The sequence below is a fragment of the Polaromonas sp. genome (assembly GCF_012927455.1).
In the GTDB taxonomy this organism is placed as follows: Bacteria; Pseudomonadota; Gammaproteobacteria; order Burkholderiales; family Burkholderiaceae_C; genus Polaromonas.
Genome location: NZ_JABBPE010000015.1, coordinates 59709 through 76781 on the forward strand (window position 1 = coordinate 59709; position 17073 = coordinate 76781).

A 17073-nucleotide genomic window follows, 5' to 3' on the forward strand; every position below is an offset into this window, starting at 1 on the left:
AAGTCATATAAAAAAGGAGTTCAACCATGGAACGTCGTAAATTTTTGGCCAGCAGCTCAGGCGCTGGCGCGCTGGCATTGGCTGGCGCTTCGGGCTTGACGCCAGCCTATGCGCAAAACGCGCCGGGCTGGAATAAGGTAGCTTTTGAAGGCAAATCGCTGGCCGAGGTTGCCAAGGCCCTGGGCGCCAGCGCCGCGCCGGTAGAAAGCAAGGAGTTGCTGTTGCAAGCGCCCGAGATTGCCGAAAACGGCAGTGTGGTGCGCGTCGCCGCGCAAAGCAGCCTGCCAGGTACCGTGCAGATTGCCTTCATCGTCGAGAAGAACCCGAACGCCCTGGCTGCGCTGTTTGAGGTGCCTGCCGGTACCGACGCCAATGTCTCGACCAACATCAAGATGGGCCAGTCGTCCAATGTGTATGCGCTGGCCAAAGTGGGCGACAAGTATTTTTACGCTGTCAAGGAAGTCAAGGTCACGCTGGGCGGTTGCGGCGGGTAACTCAGTTAAGGCGCGCAGCAGCCCTGTTTAACCTACATAACATTCGAAGTCAGGAGAAAAAAATGTCAGATCCCATGCGAATTCGGGCCCAGGCCCTGGCCGATAAGACCATGGTGCGCGTGCTGGTCAGCCACGAGATGGAAAGCGGTCAACGCAAGGACGCCGCAGGCAAAATCGTGCCGGCCTGGTTTATCCAGATGATCAGCGCCAGCTGGAATGGCAAAACTGTCATGAGTGCCCAATGGGGTACGGCGGTCTCCAAAAATCCCTTCGTACAGTTCAGCTTCAAGGGCGGCAAGGCCGGCGACAAGATCGCCGTGAGCTGGACCGACAACCGCGGTGAGCAGCGCACCGACGAAGCCGTCATTACTTGAGCCTTCTATCAACTTGCCCCAAGCTGCAGCAGGCGCGCGATGCAAAAAGGAAGTGAGAAAACCATGATGAAATTCAGCCTTTTCGGGCCTCTAACGGTGCTGGGGCTGGCGACGTTGGGCTTTGCACCCCTGCCTGCGGCTGCGCAGAAAAGCACGGCGGAAGGCATTGCCGAATATCGTGCCATGCTGGCTGACGGCAATCCGGCTGAGTTGTTTGAGGGCCGGGGCGAGGTGCTCTGGAAGCAGCCACGCGGTCCCAAAAAGGCATCGCTGGAAAAATGCGACCTGGGCCAGGGGGCTGGCGTGGTGAAGGGCGCTTTTGTCGAATTGCCGCGTTTTTTTGCTGACACGCAGCGCGTGCAGGACCTGGAGTCGCGCCTGCTCAGTTGCATGGAGCAGTTGCAGGGCTTTAGCGCCGCCGAGATTGCCAAAACCCCGTTCGGTGCCGGCGAGCAAAAGACCATGGAATCGCTGGTGGCCTATATTTCCGGCGAGTCGCGCGGTCTGCAATTCAATCTGCCGCAAAGCCACGTCAAGGAAAAGCTGATGTACGAAGTCGGCAAGAAGGTGTTTTACCTGCGCGGCGGCCCCTACGATTTTTCATGCGCTTCCTGCCATGGCGAAGACAACAAGCGCGTGCGGCTGCAAGACCTGCCCAATCTGACGCGTCAGCCAGGCGCCAGCATCGGGTTTGGTGCCTGGCCAGCTTATCGGGTCTCCAGTGGCGAGCTGTGGAGCATGCAGCGCCGCCTCAACGATTGTTACCGGCAACAGCGTTTTCCGTTTCCGGGCTATGCCTCCGACGCAACCATCGCCCTGGGCGTGTACATGGGCGTGAACAGCGAGGGCGGGGCGGCTACGGCGCCTGCCTTGAAACGCTAAGACGTCCCCGGCAAGAAGGATTGACATGAACAAGACACCCAAAAACGCGGCGCTGCTGGCCCTGAACCTGGCCTGCAGCCTGGCGCTGACCAGTTGCGCCGTGGCGCCGACTTCTCCCAGCGCGCAGCAAGTTGACGAAGCCACCCGGCTGGCCATGCAAAGCTCGTTTCGCGAGCAAGGCGTGGCCAAACTCGATCGCCTGAAGCTCGACGCCTCCAATCAGGCCTGCTCGGACGCGGCGGGTGCGTCACTCGACCAGAAGCTGGGCCAATCGATAGAAGCGGCCAACCTGAAGACGGTCAAGCTGCCCTTGGACGGAAAATACATCGGCAACTGGAGCGAGGGCGAAAAAATTGCCCAGAACGGCCGCGGTATGACCTGGAGCGACAGGCCCGGCGAGGCCAACGGTGGCAGCTGCTACAACTGCCACCAGATCAGCAAGGCCGAGCTGTCCTTCGGCTCCATCGGCCCCAGCCTGTACAACTACGGCAAGCTGCGCGGCGTCAGTGATCCGGCGGCCGCCGACAGCAAAGCCGTCGTGGAGTACACCTGGGGCCGGCTGTGGAATGCCAAAGCCTACAAGGCTTGCTCCGACATGCCGCGCTTTGGCCACGCGGGTATTTTGAGTGAACAGCAAATTCGCGACGTGATGGCCTTGCTGCTTGACCCGCAATCACCGGTCAATAAATAATTGACAGCATTTTAGGCCTATAGCCCAATGAATACGGGCGCAAGCAGCTATCAAAGTAATAGCAACGTGAATGCAGCCCGCTTTGCCGGGCAGGAAGCCTATCGCCATGAATCTGTCTCGCCGCGAGTTTGCAAGTGTCATGGCGGCCGCGCTGGCCGCCGGTTTTCCGCTGCAGCGGGACGCCAGCGCCGCGCAGGCGCGCAGCCTGTACAACGTGCCGCGCTCCGGCAATGTGCATTTGCTGCACCTGACCGACTGCCATGCGCAGTTGCTGCCAAGTTATTTTCGCGAGCCCTCGGTCAATTTGGGTGTGGGCACCATGCGCGGGCAGTCGCCGCACCGGGTTGGTGAGCAGCTCTTGAAGGCGGCCAGCCTGAAGGCGGGCACGCCCGAGGCGCATGCCTTCACTTACCTGAACTTCGAGCGGGCGGCGCGCCAGTACGGCAAGGTAGGCGGCTTTGCGCACCTGGCCACGCTGATCCGGCAACTGAAGGCAGGGCGCCCCGGCGCCGTGCTGCTTGATGGCGGCGACACCTGGCAGGGCAGTGCCACGGCGCTGTGGACGCAGGGCCAGGACATGGTGGACGCCGCCAAGCTGTTGGGCGTGGAGGTGATGACCGGACACTGGGACTTCACCTACGGCGAAGAGCGCATCCAGAAAATCATCGAGAACGATTTCGCCGGCAGGGTCGATTTTTTGGCGCAAAACGTCAAAACCAGCGATTTTGGCGACCCGGTGTTCAAGCCCTACGTCATCAAGGAAATGAATGGCGTCGCGGTAGCCATCATTGGCCAGGCTTTTCCCTACACGCCGATCGCCAATCCGGCCTGGCAAACGCCGAGCTGGACCTTCGGCATTCGCGAAAGCGAGATGCAGCAGACCATCGATGAGGCGCGTGCCAAGGGCGCCCAGGCGGTCGCATTGCTCAGCCACAACGGCATGGATGTGGACCTGAAAATGGCCTCTCGCGTGACCGGCCTGGACGCCATTTTGGGTGGCCATACGCACGATGGCGTGCCGCAGCCGGTGATCGTCAAAAACGCCGGTGGCCAGACCATCGTCACCAATGCCGGCAGCAACGGCAAGTTTTTGGGCGTGCTCGATCTGGACGTCAAGGGCAAGAAAGTGGTGAGTTTCAACTACCGCCTGCTGCCGGTGTTTGCCAATCTTTTGCCGGCTGACCCGGCTATGAGCGCGCTGATTGCCAAAGTGCGCGCGCCGTATCAGGCCAGGCTGTCGGAAACCCTGGCGGTCACCGACGGCACGCTGTACCGCCGTGGCAATTTCAACGGCACTTTCGACCAGCTTATCCTGGATGCACTGATGGACGTGCGGGGCGCCGACATCGCCTTTTCGCCGGGCTTTCGCTGGGGCACATCGCTTTTGCCGGGGCAGGCCATTACGCGCGAGCACGTGATGGACCAGACCGCTATCACCTACCCCTGGACGACGCTGACGGAGTTGCCTGGCGAGATGATCAAGACCATCTTGGAAGACGTCGCCGACAACCTTTTCAACCCCGACCCTTACTACCAGCAGGGCGGCGACATGGTCCGCGTCGGCGGCCTGACTTACAGCTGCGAGCCCGGCGCCAAGATGGGATCGCGCATCCAGAACATGCGCCTGAACGGCCAGTTGATCGAGGCCGACAAGCGCTACAAGGTGGCTGGCTGGGCGCCAGTTCAGGAGGCCAGCAAAAATGCCGGGCCGCCGGTATGGGAGGTACTTGAAAGCTACCTCAAAGCGCAAAAAATTATCAAACCCATCAAGCCCAATACGCCGCAGCTGATCGGCGTGGCGGGTAATCCCGGCCTGGCTGCTGACCTGTAATTTCTTTTACAGGACCGTCAGTACGACTGCCTTACAGCTACCGGCTGTGTTGCTTTGCGGCACCCCGGTTTTTGGGGCCGCCTGCGTTCAGTGGCACAATCCGAAGTGTTTCTGAAGGCCCTTCCTGCCACAGTCGCATCCGCTAATCGGTAAAGCCGTGTTGCGGAAGGTTAATCAACCAGCCATAGCTTGTCGTTGTGGCCAGCTTATGTTTCCTCAAGGGAAACGGAGGTCAGCGAATATGAGTTCTATTCCCCCGTCGCCTGCAATCGCAGCAGCGTCCATTTACACCGCCTATCAGGGCAACACCTATCTTTTCGGCGGCAATGCGCCTTACGTCGAAGAGCTCTACGAAAACTACCTCGCCAATCCCGGCAGCGTGCCTGACAACTGGCGCGATTACTTCGACGCCCTGCAGCATGTGCCCGCGGTCGATGGCAGCAACGCCAAGGATGTGCCGCACCTGCCGGTGGTTAACGCTTTTGCCGAGCGCGCCAAGCAAGGCCAGACCAAAGTGGTGGTCGCCAGCGGTGCAGACTCCGAAATGGGGCGTAAACGCACGGCGGTCCAGCAGCTGATTGCCGCTTACCGCAACGTCGGCGCCCGCTGGGCCGATCTGGACCCGCTCAAGCGCGCCGAACGCGACCATATCCCGGAACTTGACCCGTCGTTTTACGGCTTCAGCGATGCCGACCAGGAGACAGTGTTCAACACCAGCAACACCTTCTTCGGCAAAGACACCATGAGCTTGCGCGAGCTGATGAACGCGCTGCGCGAAACCTATTGCGGCACGATTGGCGCCGAATACATGTACGCCACCGACCAGAACCAGAAGCGCTGGTGGCAGCAAAAGCTCGAAGCGATTCGCAGCAAGCCCAATTTCACGGCAGAGAAAAAACTCCACATCCTGGACCGGCTCACCGCCGCCGAAGGCCTGGAGCGCTTTTTGCACACCAAGTACGTGGGGCAAAAGCGCTTCTCGCTTGAAGGCGGTGAAAGCTTTATCGCCAGCATGGACGAGCTGATCCAGCGCGGCGGCGAAGTCGGCGTGCAGGAAATCGTCATTGGCATGGCGCACCGCGGCCGCCTCAATGTGCTGGTCAATTCGCTAGGCAAAGTGCCGGCCGACCTGTTCGCCGAGTTTGACCATACCGCCCCGGAAGATCTGCCCAGCGGCGACGTCAAATACCACCAGGGTTTCAGCTCCGATGTGACGACCCCGGGCGGACCTGTCCATCTGTCGCTGGCATTCAATCCGTCGCACCTTGAAATTGTTAACCCGGTGGTGGAGGGTTCGGTGCGCGCCCGCATGGACCGCCGCGCCGACCCCAAGGGTTTGCAGGTGTTGCCGGTGCTGGTGCACGGCGACGCCGCCTTTGCCGGGCAGGGCGTGGTCATGGAGACGTTGGCGCTGGCCGAAACCCGTGGTTACTTCACGGGCGGCACGGTCCACCTCGTCATCAACAACCAGATCGGCTTTACCACCAGCGACCCGCGCGACAGCCGCTCCACGCTGTATTGCACCGATGTGGTCAAAATGATTGAAGCGCCGGTGCTGCACGTTAACGGCGATGACCCGGAAGCCGTGGTGCTGGCGACCCAGCTGGCGCTGGAGTTCCGCATGGCGTTCCAGAAAGACGTGGTGGTTGACATCATCTGTTTCCGCAAGCTCGGCCACAACGAGCAGGACACGCCGGCGCTGACGCAGCCGCTGATGTACAAGAAGATCGCGCAACACGCCGGCACGCGCCGCCTGTACGCCGACAAGCTGACGGCGCAAGGCATGGGGGAGACCCTGGGCGACGACATGTTCAAGGCCACCCGCGCAGCGCTTGACGCTGGCAAGAGCACGTTTGATCCGGTGCTGACGAATTTCAAAAGCAAGTACGCGGTCGACTGGCGCCCCTATGTGGGCCAGAAGTGGACCGATGCGGGCGATACCGCCATTCCCATGGCCGAGTGGAAGCGTCTGGCCGAGAAAATAACCACCATTCCGGCCAGCGTGACGCCGCACAATCTGGTCAAAAAGGTGTACGACGACCGCGCCGCCATGGGTCGTGGCGATATTCCTGTGGACTGGGGCATGGGCGAGACCATGGCGTTTGCCTCGCTGGTGGCCAGCGGTTACCCGGTACGGCTGTCGGGTGAGGACTGCGGACGCGGTACCTTCACGCACCGGCATTCCGTGATTCACGACCAGAGCCGCGAAAAGTGGGATACCGGCACCTACGTGCCGCTGCAAAACGTCGCCGAGAAGCAGGCGCCATTTGTCGTCATTGACTCCATCTTGTCCGAAGAAGCCGTGCTGGCGTTTGAATACGGTTACGCTTCCAACGACCCAAGCACGCTGGTGATCTGGGAGGCCCAGTTCGGCGATTTCGCCAATGGCGCGCAGGTCGTGATTGACCAGTTCATCGCCTCTGGCGAGGTCAAGTGGGGCCGTGTCAACGGCATCACGCTGATGCTGCCCCATGGTTACGAAGGCCAGGGACCGGAGCACAGCTCGGCGCGCCTGGAGCGCTTCATGCAGCTGTCGGCCGACACCAATATGCAGGTGGTGCAACCCACCACCGCCAGTCAGATCTTTCACGTACTGCGACGCCAGATGGTGCGCAGCCTGCGCAAGCCGCTGATCATCATGACGCCCAAATCCTTGCTGCGCAACAAGGACGCGACCTCGCCGCTTTCCGAGTTCACCAAAGGCGGTTTCCAGACCGTCATTCCCGAGAACAAGGAAGAGGTCATCAAGAAGGCCGACAAGGTCAAGCGCGTCATCGCCTGCTCGGGCAAGGTTTATTACGACCTGGTCAAGAAGCGCGATGAAAAAGGTTTTGACGATGCCGTGATTCTGCGTGTCGAGCAGCTCTATCCGTTCCCGCACAAGGCGTTTGCGGCCGAGCTGAAAAAATACCCGAACGTCACCGACATCGTGTGGTGCCAGGACGAGCCGCAAAACCAGGGCGCCTGGTTCTTTGTGCAGCATTACATTCACGAAAACATGTTCGACGGCCAAAAGCTCGGTTACTCGGGCCGTGCCGCATCTGCTTCCCCGGCCGCAGGATATTCGTACCTGCATCAGGAACAGCAAAAGGCGCTGGTTGACGGTGCGTTTGCCAAGATCAAAGGTTTGGCGCGGACCAAGTAAGGCCGCTGCCATCCCTCCAAAAAACACCAGAAACACCCGAAAGAATCCCAATGGCTATCGTAGAAGTCAAAGTTCCCCAGTTATCCGAGTCCGTGGCGGAAGCCACCATGTTGCAGTGGAAAAAGAAGGTCGGCGATGCCGTTGCCATCGACGAAATACTGATTGAAATCGAGACCGACAAGGTGGTGCTCGAAGTGCCCGCGCCCTCAGCCGGCGTGTTGACCGAACTGCTGGTGCCCGATGGCGGCACGGTGGCGGCCGAGCAGCTGATTGCCAGAATCGACACCGAAGGCAAGGCCGGAGCCGGCGCCACCGCAGCCTCCGCACCGGCGGCGGCAGCGCCAGCGGCTGCCTCAGCTTCGGCACCGGTCGCAGCACCAGCGCCCGTGGCGGGCAGCAGCATGGCCGGCGTGGCCATGCCGGCCGCTGCCAAATTAATGGCAGACAACAATCTGGCCGCAGGTTCAGTGGCTGGAACTGGCAAGGATGGCCGTGTTATCAAGGGCGATGTGTTGGCTGCAACGGCTGCAGGCGCTCCTAAGGCGATAGCAGCTTCCGCAATACCCACGGGCGCTCCGACCGCTTCTTTGCCTAAGGTGGCAGCGTCTGCCAAGCCCGTTGATCTGGGCGAGCGGCCGGAACAGCGCGTCCCCATGAGCCGGCTGCGCGCGCGTATTGCCGAGCGTCTGCTGCAGTCGCAGTCGACCAACGCCATCCTGACTACCTTCAATGAAGTCAACATGGCGCCGGTGATGGAAATGCGCAAGCGCTTTCAGGAGAAATTCGAGAAAGCCCACGGCGTGAAGATTGGCTTCATGAGCTTCTTCGTCAAGGCTGCCGTGCATGCGCTGAAGAAATACCCCGTGCTCAATGCGTCGGTCGACGGCAACGACATCGTCTACCACGGCTACTTCGACGTTGGCATCGCGGTCGGTTCGCCGCGCGGCCTGGTTGTGCCCATTTTGCGCAATGCCGACCAGATGAGTTTTGCCGAGATCGAGAAAAAGATTGCCGAATACGGCGCCAAGGCGCGTGACGGCAAGCTGGGCATCGAAGAAATGACGGGTGGCACCTTCTCCATCTCCAACGGCGGCGTCTTCGGCTCCATGCTGTCCACACCCATCATCAATCCGCCACAGTCTGCCATTTTGGGCGTGCACGCCACCAAAGACCGTGCCGTCGTCGAAAACGGCCAGGTTGTGGTCAGGCCGATGAATTACCTGGCCATGAGCTACGACCACCGCGTCATAGACGGCCGCGAAGCAGTGTTGGGCCTGGTGGCGATGAAAGAGGCGCTGGAAGATCCGACCCGTCTGCTGTTCGATATTTGACACCCCTGTTGCCGCTCACTGCGTGTAGCGGCCTCCCCCCTCCAGGGGGCGACACCTGCGGCCCGGCAAAGCCGGTTCCGCGGTGTCTTGCAAACAGGCTTTGCTTCGCTCGCCGGTGCGATGCAAACCGAGGTATTGCCACCGGCAAGCTTTATTGAAAGAACACCATGTCCAAACAATTCGACGTCATCGTCATCGGTGGCGGCCCCGGTGGCTACATCGCCGCCATCCGCGCTGCCCAACTGGGTTTCAACGTCGCCTGTATCGACGAGTGGAAAAACGCCAAGGGCGGCCCGGCCCTGGGCGGCACTTGCACCAACATCGGTTGCATCCCCTCCAAGGCGCTGCTGCAGTCATCGGAGCATTACGAGCACGCCAGCCACCACTTTTCCGACCATGGCATTGAGGTGAAGGGCTTGAGTTTGAATCTTCCCAAGATGCTGGGTCGCAAGGACACCGTCGTCAAGCAGAACAACGACGGCATCGTTTACCTGTTTAAAAAGAACAAGGTGACTTTTTTCCATGGCCGCGGCTCTTTCGCGGCTGCCAAAGACGGCAGCTACGACATCAAGGTGGCGGGTGCGGCTGAGGAAACCATAGCCGGCAAACACGTCATCGTGGCCACCGGCTCCAACGCTCGTGCCTTGCCCGGTGCACCGTTCGACGAAGAAACCATTCTGTCGAACGACGGCGCGCTGCGCATCGGCGCTGTGCCCAAAAAGCTCGGCCTGATCGGTGCCGGCGTGATTGGCCTGGAGATGGGTTCGGTCTGGCGTCGTCTGGGTGCCGAAGTCACTGTGCTGGAAGGCTTGCCCACATTTTTGGGCGCGGTCGATCAGCAGATTGCCAAGGAAGCCCACAAGGCTTTTGTCAAACAGGGTTTGAAGATCGAACTTGGCGCGACGGTGGGCGAAATCAAGTCCGGCAAGAAGGGTGTGTCGGTGGCCTATGTCGATGCCAAGGGCCAGGCCATGACGCTGGAAGTCGACAAGCTGATTGTCTCGATTGGCCGGGTCGCCAATACCATCGGGCTGGCGCCTGAAGTGGTGGGCCTGAAGCTGGACGAGCGTGGCGCCATCTTGGTGGACGGTGAATGCAAAACCAATTTGCCCAATGTATGGGCCGTCGGCGATGTGGTGCGTGGCCCGATGCTGGCGCACAAGGCCGAGGAAGAGGGCGTTGCGGTGGCTGAGCGCATCGCCGGCCAGCATAGCCATGTCAACTTCAACACCATACCCTGGGTGATTTATACCAATCCTGAAATTGCCTGGGTCGGGCAAACCGAAGAACAGTTGAAGGCCGCAGGGCGTGCTTACAAGGCCGGCACCTTCCCCTTCATGGCCAATGGCCGCGCGCGTGCGCTGGGCGACACCACCGGCATGGTGAAGATGCTGGCGGATGCCGTCACGGACGAAATTTTGGGCGTGCACATTGTGGGCCCGATGGCCAGCGAGCTGATTGCCGAATGCGTGGTGGCCATGGAGTTTCGCGCCAGTAGTGAGGACATTGCCCGCATTTGCCACGCGCATCCTTCGCTCAGCGAAGCCACGAAAGAGGCAGCGCTTGCAGTTGACAAGCGCACGTTGAATTTCTGACGTCGCGGCGCGGACGCGGTGACTCAGCTGGTGCGCTCGGCCTATGCGGCTGAACTTGCGACACGGGGCTATGCCAGTGACCCGGCACAGTTGCGCGCCGTGGATGCGCTGGAGCGCTGCGCGATTGAATGGGCTGCGTTCAGGGGACAGCGATCGAATGCTTTGAAGAAGCTGATCAACCGGCCGGACGTGCCGCGTGGCGTGTACATGCACGGTGGGGTAGGGCGAGGCAAGAGCTTCCTGATGGACTGTTTTTATGGCGCCGTGCCGCTCAGGCGCAAAACCCGGCTGCATTTTCATGAATTCATGCGTGAAGTGCACCGGGAACTGCTGGACCTGCGAGGTATTGCCAACCCGCTTGACGAGCTGGGCAAGCGTATCGCCAGGCGCTACCGGCTAATTTGCTTTGACGAGTTTCATGTGGCGGACATCACGGACGCGATGATTCTTCATCGGCTGCTAAGCGCCCTGTTTGATAACGGTGTGGGCTTTGTCACAACGTCCAATTTTCATCCTGACGGTCTTTATCCCAATGGGTTGCACCGGGACCGGATTCTTCCCGCCATTGCGTTATTGAAGGCCAATCTGGAAGTCATCAGTGTCGATAACGGGACGGACTACCGCGGACGCACGCTGCAGCAGGCCAAGCTGTACCACACGCCGCTTGGTCCTCAGGCCGATGCCGAGATGACGGAAACATTTAACCGTCTTGCGGAGTCCCGCGACGAGAATCCGGTTTTGCACATTGAGTCAAGGCAGATCCAGGCCAGGCGCAAGGCGGGCGGCGTGGTGTGGTTTGATTTCAAGGTTTTGTGCGGCGGGCCGCGCTCGCAAAACGACTACCTGGAGATTGCCAGCCAGTTTCATACCGTGCTGCTGAGCGACGTACCCCATATGCCGGTCAGAATGGCATCCGAGGCCAGGCGATTTACCTGGTTGGTCGATGTGCTCTATGACCGGCGCGTGAAACTGATCATGTCGGCTGCGGTGGAGCCCGAGGCGTTGTACACGGAAGGTCCGCTGGTGCATGAGTTTCCCCGGACGGTTTCACGCCTCGGGGAAATGCAATCTAAAGAGTTTTTGGCCCTGCAGCGTAGAAATGTGGATACGACACTGACATGAAAAAATTCGCTATTGCTTTCTTCCTAATTACCTTGAGTGTGCTGGCCGGCGCGCAGACTGCCGCACCATTGCCTGCGCCTGCGCTGGAGCCCGGTAACACCGAAACCGAACGCGCCAGAATCAGCGCTGAGCGGGCCAGGCTGGAGGCGGGATTTTTGACGGAAGACGTAGCTTGCTACAAAAAGTTTGCCGTCAATAATTGTCTGGGCAAGGTAAATAGCCGGCGGCGCGAAGCCCTCGCGGACCTGCGGCGGCAAGAGATTTCGCTGAACGATGAGGAGCGAAGACTCAAGGGTGCGGAGCAACTGCGCAGGACCGAGGAAAAGTCTTCGCCTGAACGGAAGCAGGAGGCGGCAAGCAGCCGCACCAAAGCGCTGGAAGATGCCCAGTCCCGCTTGGAGCGTGACAAAAACAAGCAGCAGGAACGCGCCGCAGCCCCATCCAAAGCCAAGGCTAACAGCGATGCCAGCGCTGCGAAACTCAGGAACAGCCAGCAAAAAGCGCAGGCACGAAGCGACAAACAGGCGGCTGCCGCTGAAGAAGCCAAGAAATTCAATGACCGCCAGAAGGAGTCCCAGGCGCGGCGGGCGCAGCATGAAAGCGAACGGCTCAAGCAGGTCAAGCCTTCAGCGAAATCCTTGCCTTTGCCGGAGTAGGCTTTTTAGCTCAAGGCGTCGAACTTAACGATTACCAGCGAAAGATTGTCACCGCCGCCCCGCGCGCGTGATCTGGCTTTCTGGATCAGGAATTCTGTTGCCTCGCGGGGCGACAACATGGACAGGGCGGAGCCCATTTCGCTGGCGCTGAAGTAATGCCAGACGCCATCACTGCAAGCCAGCAAAACATCGTCAGGACGCAATTGGGGAATGAAGTGCTGCAAGATGGGCGGTGGTTCTTCGGTGCCCAGGCAGCCCATCAAAATATTGGACTGCGGGTGGATATTGGCCTCATCCTCTGTGATCTCGCCCTTGTCAACCAGGCTTTGTACATACGAGTGATCCACCGTCTTGCGGACCAGCTTGTTGCCCCGGTAATGGTAGATACGGGAGTCGCCAGTGTGCACCCAGTGGCAATCGCCGCGGGGATTGATCAGGAAGGCCGCCAGCGTGCTATGAGGCTCTTGTTCGGCAGAGATCGCGGTGAGCCTGATGACGATATGCGCTTCTTCAACGATCTGCTTGAGCATGGATGGCGCGTCATCCGAGTCAGGTGCATAGCGTTCAAACAACTGTTTTGCTGTCAGCATGACCTGGTCGGACGCCTTGCGCCCGCCGCTTCGTCCGCCCATGCCGTCGGCCACTATGCCCAACATGCAGCCAGGAAACCGTGGGTGACTTAACAGGCTGACCTGATCCTGCTGGTAGTCCCGGTCGCCTTTGTGCAGGCCCGTGGAGGCTGTGATTCGATAACCTTTGGACATCGTGTGGTCGTTCAAGCCATAAGGCTCGATTTATGGCGGCAATGCACGTATTATCAGAGGAAGCAGCGCGCACGGATAAAACCTTGGACTTAAATTTACATTCCCCAGAGAGGCGGCTGATCGAGCTTAAAATTGGGCACGCAGATCTGAACGCTTTGGTAGACATGACGGCCCAGGCCTTACCAATTGATGAGTTAATGCTCCGGCGTCTCAAAAAACGGCGCCTGCAGCTTCGTGATCAGATATCTCAGCTCGAACTGTCTTTGGACCCCCCCGAGCCTGCCTGATGAACCTAACGTTTGAAGTGGAAGAGGCTTTTGCCCCGGGTGGCGCGTTGTCGCGTTCGGCTGAGTATTTTGTACCGCGAAGTGGCCAGACCGAGATGGCTGTTGCCGTTGCTCAGGCCATTGAAGGCGCCTATCCGCTGGTGGTGGAAGCCAGTACTGGGGTCGGCAAAACATTTTCTTACCTCGTGCCTGCATTGCTGAGCGGTGAGCGCGTTTTGTTGTCTACCGCAACCAAGGCCTTGCAAGACCAGCTATTTGGCCGCGATTTACCCCGCTTGGTAGAGGCGCTTGGCCTGCCGGTGAGCACGGCGCTGCTCAAGGGACGTGGCAGCTACCTGTGTTTGCACCGCATGGAGATGGCGCGGCTGGAAACCCATTTTCCTGACGGTATATCGGTGCGATCGCTGGCAAGAATCGAGGAGTGGTCGCAAGTGACGCGCAGCGGCGATTTGGCGGAGCTCCCTGGGCTTGATGAGCGTTCACCGGTGATTCCGCTGGTGACGTCTACCCGTGAAAACTGCCTGGGCGCGCAATGTCCGCGTTTTCGTGCCTGTCATGTCAACCTGGCACGTCGGGAGGCTATGGCAGCGGATGTGGTGGTCATCAACCATCATTTGTTTTTTGCCGATCTGGCGGTTCGCGAGTCGGGCGTGGCGGAACTGCTGCCCTCGGTACGCATTGCGATTTTTGACGAAGCGCATCAGTTAAATGAAATTGGCGTGCAGTTTTTAGGAAGTAACTTGACCACCGGTCAATTGCTGGACTTCTCCCGTGACATGCTTGCGGCGGGGTTGCAATTGGCCCGTGGCCTGGTTGACTGGAACGGCGTGGTTGCGGCCACTGAGCAGGCGGCCCGTGAATTGCGCCTGTGTGTCGGCAAGCATTACCCGGGAACCAAGCTGCGCTGGACCGACGAGGCGCCTGAAAGCCTGAGTGCCAGTGACTGGCAGGAAGCGTTGAAGGCGGTTCTTGCCTCTTGCATCGCGGCCTGCGCAGCGCTCGACATGGTCAGTGAAATTGCGCCTGACTTTGTCAGGCTGCATGAGCGCGGCACTGAACTCGCAAAACGCGCCGAAGGTTTTTTTAATGCCTGTGCGCCCGGATGTGTACGCTGGCTTGATGTCGGCGCGCAGTTGCGGCTTGTCGAATCACCGCTGGATATTTCCAATGCCGTGAAGAGCAAGGTGTTGAGTGGCGCCGGGGAGTTCGAAAAATCCTGGATATTTACCTCGGCAACTTTGGGCGACGATGACAAACTGAGCTGGTTCACGCAGCCTTGCGGGCTGGCCGATGCCAGAGTGTTGCGGGTTGGTAGCCCTTTTGACTATGAGCGCCAGGCTGCGCTGTACATACCGCAGGACTTTCCCAAGCCCGCTGATCCTTCTCATTCAGCCAAGGTAGCAGCATCAGCGGCAGTATGGTCGCGGCAACTGGGCGGGCGCACCATGGTGCTGACCACCACGCTGCGCGCTTTGCGGACGATTGGGGACGCGCTTCGGTCCGCTTTTGAGCATTCGAGTGAAATGGAAGTGCTGGTTCAGGGGAACATGCCCAAGAGGGTCTTGATTGAGCGCTTCCGGCAAGGGAATACCTGCGGCGGAAAGGGTTGCGTATTGGTGGCGTCGGCGTCGTTTTGGGAGGGTATTGATGTGCCGGGCGACGCACTTCAACTGGTCATCATTGATAAGCTGCCTTTTCCTCCGCCGAACGACCCTTTGGCCGAAGCCCGCTCAAAATTGCTTGAGTTACAGGGGCGCAGTGCATTTAACGACTATTTTTTGCCCGAGGCTGCCGTCGCCTTAAAGCAGGGTGCCGGGCGCTTGATACGCAGGGAGACCGATCAGGGTGTCCTGGTGGTGTGTGACGGACGCCTGACTTCCATGGGCTACGGACGGCGGCTGCTGAGGGCGCTGCCCGCTATGCAAAGATTGACAACAGAGCAGGCGTTGATGGAGCGGCTGCAGGAACTCACCAGAATTTGTACCACGGGTTGTCTATAGACTTGAATCCCTTGCTGATGTACTGGCTACGCGGGTAAGTCTTTTCCATGATGCGACGGGTGTCATCGCGCATATCGGCCATGCCCAGTGCATCGTAGGATTTAAAAAGAATAAAGGTGGCTTCTTCAAGCGCCGGAACGTCGCGGTAGTCGGCTATGGCACTCTGGGCGCGATTGATGGCGGCAACGTAGGCACCGCGGGAATAGTAGTATCTGGCCACGTGAACTTCAGATTGGGCCAGTGAATTCACAATGTAATTCATGCGCAAGCGTGCGTCCGGCGCATAACGTGAATCCGGGAAGCGGCCTACCAGCTCCTTGAAAGATTCAAACGATTCCTTGGCTGATTTTTGGTCGCGTTCCGATAAGTCCTGGCGTGAGATGGACCCGAAAAGCCCGAGATTGTCGTTAAAGTTCACCAAGCCTTTGAGGTAGAGCGCGTAATCCATAGCGGGACTAGCCGGATGCAACTTCATAAAACGGTCCAGCGTGGCGGCGGCCTGCGCTTGCTCGCCGCCCTTGTAGTGGGCATAAGCTTTTTCAAGCTGGGCTTGCTGGGCAAGAGGCGTTCCGGCTGCGCGGCCTTCCAGCTTCTCGTAAAGGGGAATCGCCTTGTCATAAGAGCCGGAGCTCGCCTCATCCTTGGCTTCGGCGTATATCTTGTTTGGACTCCAGGAAGCGGTCCGATCCGGCGTTGGCGTGCTTGAGCAGCCCGCCACTACAAGGGACAATGCGAAAACGGCTGCAAGAAGCGGCAATGCCTTGGGGGCAACCGATAATTTGGTGAAAAACATTGCGATCGACCTTCTTGATGACTGATTCTGAACAAAGCAAATTGATTATATCGGGCGCTGTTGCCGCCCATGAATTGCCCATTGCGGTGCACGATGGGGTGCCGGAAGATGCAGACGGCGGTGCCGAGACGGAATTGCGGCGGGAACTGGTTCCTGCCGCAAGCCATGGTCTTCGGCTGGACCTGGCGCTGGCTGCCATAGTGCCCGAGTTCTCCCGTAATTATCTACAGCAACTGATAGGGGGGGGAGTGGTCCAGCTCAGGGGTCTGGTAGTAACCAAAACGTCGACCAAGGTCAAGGCCGGCGATGAACTCGCCATTGAACTGCGGCCAACGCTGCAGAGTCAGGCATTCAAGCCCGAAGCCATGGTGTTGGATATCGTGTTTGAAGACCCGTACTTAATGGTGATCAACAAGCCTGCCGGACTGGTTGTGCACCCCGCGCCTGGTAATTGGAGCGGTACCTTGCTCAATGGACTGCTGGCCTATGACGCGCAGGCGTCATTCTTGCCGCGCGCCGGCATCGTGCATCGGCTTGACAAGGACACCAGCGGGCTTATGGTGGTTGCCCGCCAGCGCCAGGTCATGGATCAATTGGTAGACCTGATTGCTGCGCGTAACGTCAGCAGGGAATACATCGCACTGGCCCACGAAGCATGGCAAGGGGCTAAAACCCGCGAGGTGGATGCGGCGATTGGCCGTGATACCCGTAACCGCCTGCGCATGGCCGTGGTTGATCTGGAAAAAAATTCCGGCAAGACGGCATCTACCGTGGTAGCGCTGCTGCATAACGGAGAGCGGCACTGCTTGGTCAAATGCAAGTTGCATACTGGCCGCACACATCAAATTCGGGTACACATGGCGTTTCTGGGCCACCCTTTGGTGTCGGATGAACTCTATGGTGGCGCAGCGGGAGGCGGTTTGCATCGCCAGGCGCTCCACGCTTGCAGACTGGCCTTTAAGCACCCCGTCACTGGTGCCAAAATGGAATTCAGATCGCCACCGCCGGCTGACCTGCTGGCAGCCATCGCGGATTTGGGACTGATATATAATTAAAGTCTGTAGTTTTCAGCTACCAGCACCAAGGCGCCCCCTGACGAAGAGACAGC

General features: G+C 59.3%; 15 protein-coding genes. 13 read left to right on the top strand and 2 right to left on the bottom strand.

Annotated elements, in window-relative coordinates; genetic code table 11:
• Positions 1 to 26 precede the first annotated feature (26 nt).
• The 10 genes from soxY to HHJ18_RS12585 all read left to right on the top strand — a co-directional run bounded on the left by soxY (position 27) and on the right by HHJ18_RS12585 (position 12121).
• The gene (gene soxY / locus HHJ18_RS12540) at positions 27 to 494 is read left to right on the top strand and encodes a thiosulfate oxidation carrier protein SoxY (RefSeq protein ID WP_296915759.1); all 468 of its coding nucleotides are present in this window, start codon (positions 27 to 29) and stop codon (positions 492 to 494) included.
• Between the two features lie 62 nt (positions 495 to 556).
• The gene (soxZ, locus tag HHJ18_RS12545) at positions 557 to 868 is read left to right on the top strand and encodes a thiosulfate oxidation carrier complex protein SoxZ (RefSeq protein ID WP_296915761.1); all 312 of its coding nucleotides are present in this window, start codon (positions 557 to 559) and stop codon (positions 866 to 868) included.
• A gap of 66 nt (positions 869 to 934) precedes the next feature.
• Positions 935 to 1750: a sulfur oxidation c-type cytochrome SoxA gene (gene soxA / locus HHJ18_RS12550; protein ID WP_296915763.1), complete on the top strand. Its 816-nt coding sequence runs from the start codon at positions 935 to 937 to the stop codon at positions 1748 to 1750.
• Positions 1751 to 1775: 25 nt separating this feature from the next.
• Positions 1776 to 2441 carry a sulfur oxidation c-type cytochrome SoxX gene (gene soxX / locus HHJ18_RS12555; protein WP_296915765.1) on the top strand — a complete coding sequence of 222 codons (666 nt, stop codon included), beginning with the start codon at positions 1776 to 1778 and terminating at the stop codon, positions 2439 to 2441.
• 106 nt (positions 2442 to 2547) lie between these two features.
• Complete coding sequence (gene soxB / locus HHJ18_RS12560; RefSeq protein ID WP_296915767.1) at positions 2548 to 4272, top strand: thiosulfohydrolase SoxB; 1725 nt, start codon at positions 2548 to 2550, stop codon at positions 4270 to 4272.
• A gap of 241 nt (positions 4273 to 4513) precedes the next feature.
• Positions 4514 to 7417 (top strand): 2-oxoglutarate dehydrogenase E1 component, encoded by a 2904-nt coding sequence (locus HHJ18_RS12565; RefSeq protein ID WP_296915769.1) that lies wholly within the window; start codon positions 4514 to 4516, stop codon positions 7415 to 7417.
• A 50-nt stretch (positions 7418 to 7467) separates the two neighbouring features.
• The gene (odhB, locus tag HHJ18_RS12570; RefSeq protein ID WP_296915770.1) at positions 7468 to 8748 is read left to right on the top strand and encodes a 2-oxoglutarate dehydrogenase complex dihydrolipoyllysine-residue succinyltransferase; all 1281 of its coding nucleotides are present in this window, start codon (positions 7468 to 7470) and stop codon (positions 8746 to 8748) included.
• A gap of 167 nt (positions 8749 to 8915) precedes the next feature.
• Positions 8916 to 10343, top strand: a complete 1428-nt coding sequence (lpdA, locus tag HHJ18_RS12575) for a dihydrolipoyl dehydrogenase (protein WP_296915771.1) — start codon at positions 8916 to 8918, stop codon at positions 10341 to 10343.
• An 18-nt stretch (positions 10344 to 10361) separates the two neighbouring features.
• The gene (zapE, locus tag HHJ18_RS12580) at positions 10362 to 11465 is read left to right on the top strand and encodes a cell division protein ZapE (protein ID WP_296915773.1); all 1104 of its coding nucleotides are present in this window, start codon (positions 10362 to 10364) and stop codon (positions 11463 to 11465) included.
• Entirely contained in the window at positions 11462 to 12121 is a 660-nt protein-coding gene (locus tag HHJ18_RS12585) for a hypothetical protein (protein WP_296915775.1), read from the top strand. Before zapE ends, HHJ18_RS12585 begins: the two co-directional genes overlap by 4 nt.
• Before the next feature lie 5 nt (positions 12122 to 12126).
• Here HHJ18_RS12585 and HHJ18_RS12590 read toward each other — a convergent pair whose 3' ends face one another.
• Positions 12127 to 12885: a protein phosphatase 2C domain-containing protein gene (locus HHJ18_RS12590; RefSeq protein ID WP_296915777.1), complete on the bottom strand. Its 759-nt coding sequence runs from the start codon at positions 12883 to 12885 to the stop codon at positions 12127 to 12129.
• 83 nt (positions 12886 to 12968) lie between these two features.
• On the opposite strand from HHJ18_RS12590, the gene HHJ18_RS12595 reads away from it, so the two are divergent.
• Entirely contained in the window at positions 12969 to 13172 is a 204-nt protein-coding gene (locus HHJ18_RS12595) for a YdcH family protein (protein ID WP_296916603.1), read from the top strand.
• Positions 13172 to 15172 carry an ATP-dependent DNA helicase gene (locus tag HHJ18_RS12600; protein ID WP_296915779.1) on the top strand — a complete coding sequence of 667 codons (2001 nt, stop codon included), beginning with the start codon at positions 13172 to 13174 and terminating at the stop codon, positions 15170 to 15172. The genes HHJ18_RS12595 and HHJ18_RS12600 overlap by 1 nt, the downstream gene beginning before the upstream one ends.
• Here the strand turns inward: HHJ18_RS12600 and HHJ18_RS12605 are convergent.
• Entirely contained in the window at positions 15141 to 15965 is an 825-nt protein-coding gene (locus HHJ18_RS12605; protein ID WP_296915781.1) for an outer membrane protein assembly factor BamD, read from the bottom strand. The genes HHJ18_RS12600 and HHJ18_RS12605 overlap by 32 nt on opposite strands.
• Positions 15966 to 15982: 17 nt before the next feature.
• Here HHJ18_RS12605 and HHJ18_RS12610 point away from each other — a divergent pair, with 17 nt between their 5' ends.
• Positions 15983 to 17020, top strand: coding sequence for an RluA family pseudouridine synthase (locus tag HHJ18_RS12610; protein ID WP_296915783.1), 1038 nt, complete (start codon positions 15983 to 15985; stop codon positions 17018 to 17020).
• The last annotated feature ends 53 nt before the right edge of the window (positions 17021 to 17073 follow it).

What these genes read in the sequence shown, in the direction of transcription:
- soxB (WP_296915767.1), top strand. Translation starts at nt 2,548, where the DNA reads ATGAATCTGTCTCGCCGCGAGTTTGCAAGTGTCATGGCGGCCGCGCTG.
- soxY (WP_296915759.1), top strand. Translation starts at nt 27, where the DNA reads ATGGAACGTCGTAAATTTTTGGCCAGCAGCTCAGGCGCTGGCGCGCTG.
- HHJ18_RS12600 (WP_296915779.1), top strand. Translation starts at nt 13,172, where the DNA reads ATGAACCTAACGTTTGAAGTGGAAGAGGCTTTTGCCCCGGGTGGCGCG.
- soxZ (WP_296915761.1), top strand. Translation starts at nt 557, where the DNA reads ATGTCAGATCCCATGCGAATTCGGGCCCAGGCCCTGGCCGATAAGACC.
- HHJ18_RS12610 (WP_296915783.1), top strand. Translation starts at nt 15,983, where the DNA reads ATGACTGATTCTGAACAAAGCAAATTGATTATATCGGGCGCTGTTGCC.
- HHJ18_RS12565 (WP_296915769.1), top strand. Translation starts at nt 4,514, where the DNA reads ATGAGTTCTATTCCCCCGTCGCCTGCAATCGCAGCAGCGTCCATTTAC.
- HHJ18_RS12590 (WP_296915777.1), bottom strand. Translation starts at nt 12,885, where the DNA reads ATGTCCAAAGGTTATCGAATCACAGCCTCCACGGGCCTGCACAAAGGC.
- HHJ18_RS12605 (WP_296915781.1), bottom strand. Translation starts at nt 15,965, where the DNA reads ATGTTTTTCACCAAATTATCGGTTGCCCCCAAGGCATTGCCGCTTCTT.
- odhB (WP_296915770.1), top strand. Translation starts at nt 7,468, where the DNA reads ATGGCTATCGTAGAAGTCAAAGTTCCCCAGTTATCCGAGTCCGTGGCG.
- soxX (WP_296915765.1), top strand. Translation starts at nt 1,776, where the DNA reads ATGAACAAGACACCCAAAAACGCGGCGCTGCTGGCCCTGAACCTGGCC.
- soxA (WP_296915763.1), top strand. Translation starts at nt 935, where the DNA reads ATGAAATTCAGCCTTTTCGGGCCTCTAACGGTGCTGGGGCTGGCGACG.
- lpdA (WP_296915771.1), top strand. Translation starts at nt 8,916, where the DNA reads ATGTCCAAACAATTCGACGTCATCGTCATCGGTGGCGGCCCCGGTGGC.
- HHJ18_RS12585 (WP_296915775.1), top strand. Translation starts at nt 11,462, where the DNA reads ATGAAAAAATTCGCTATTGCTTTCTTCCTAATTACCTTGAGTGTGCTG.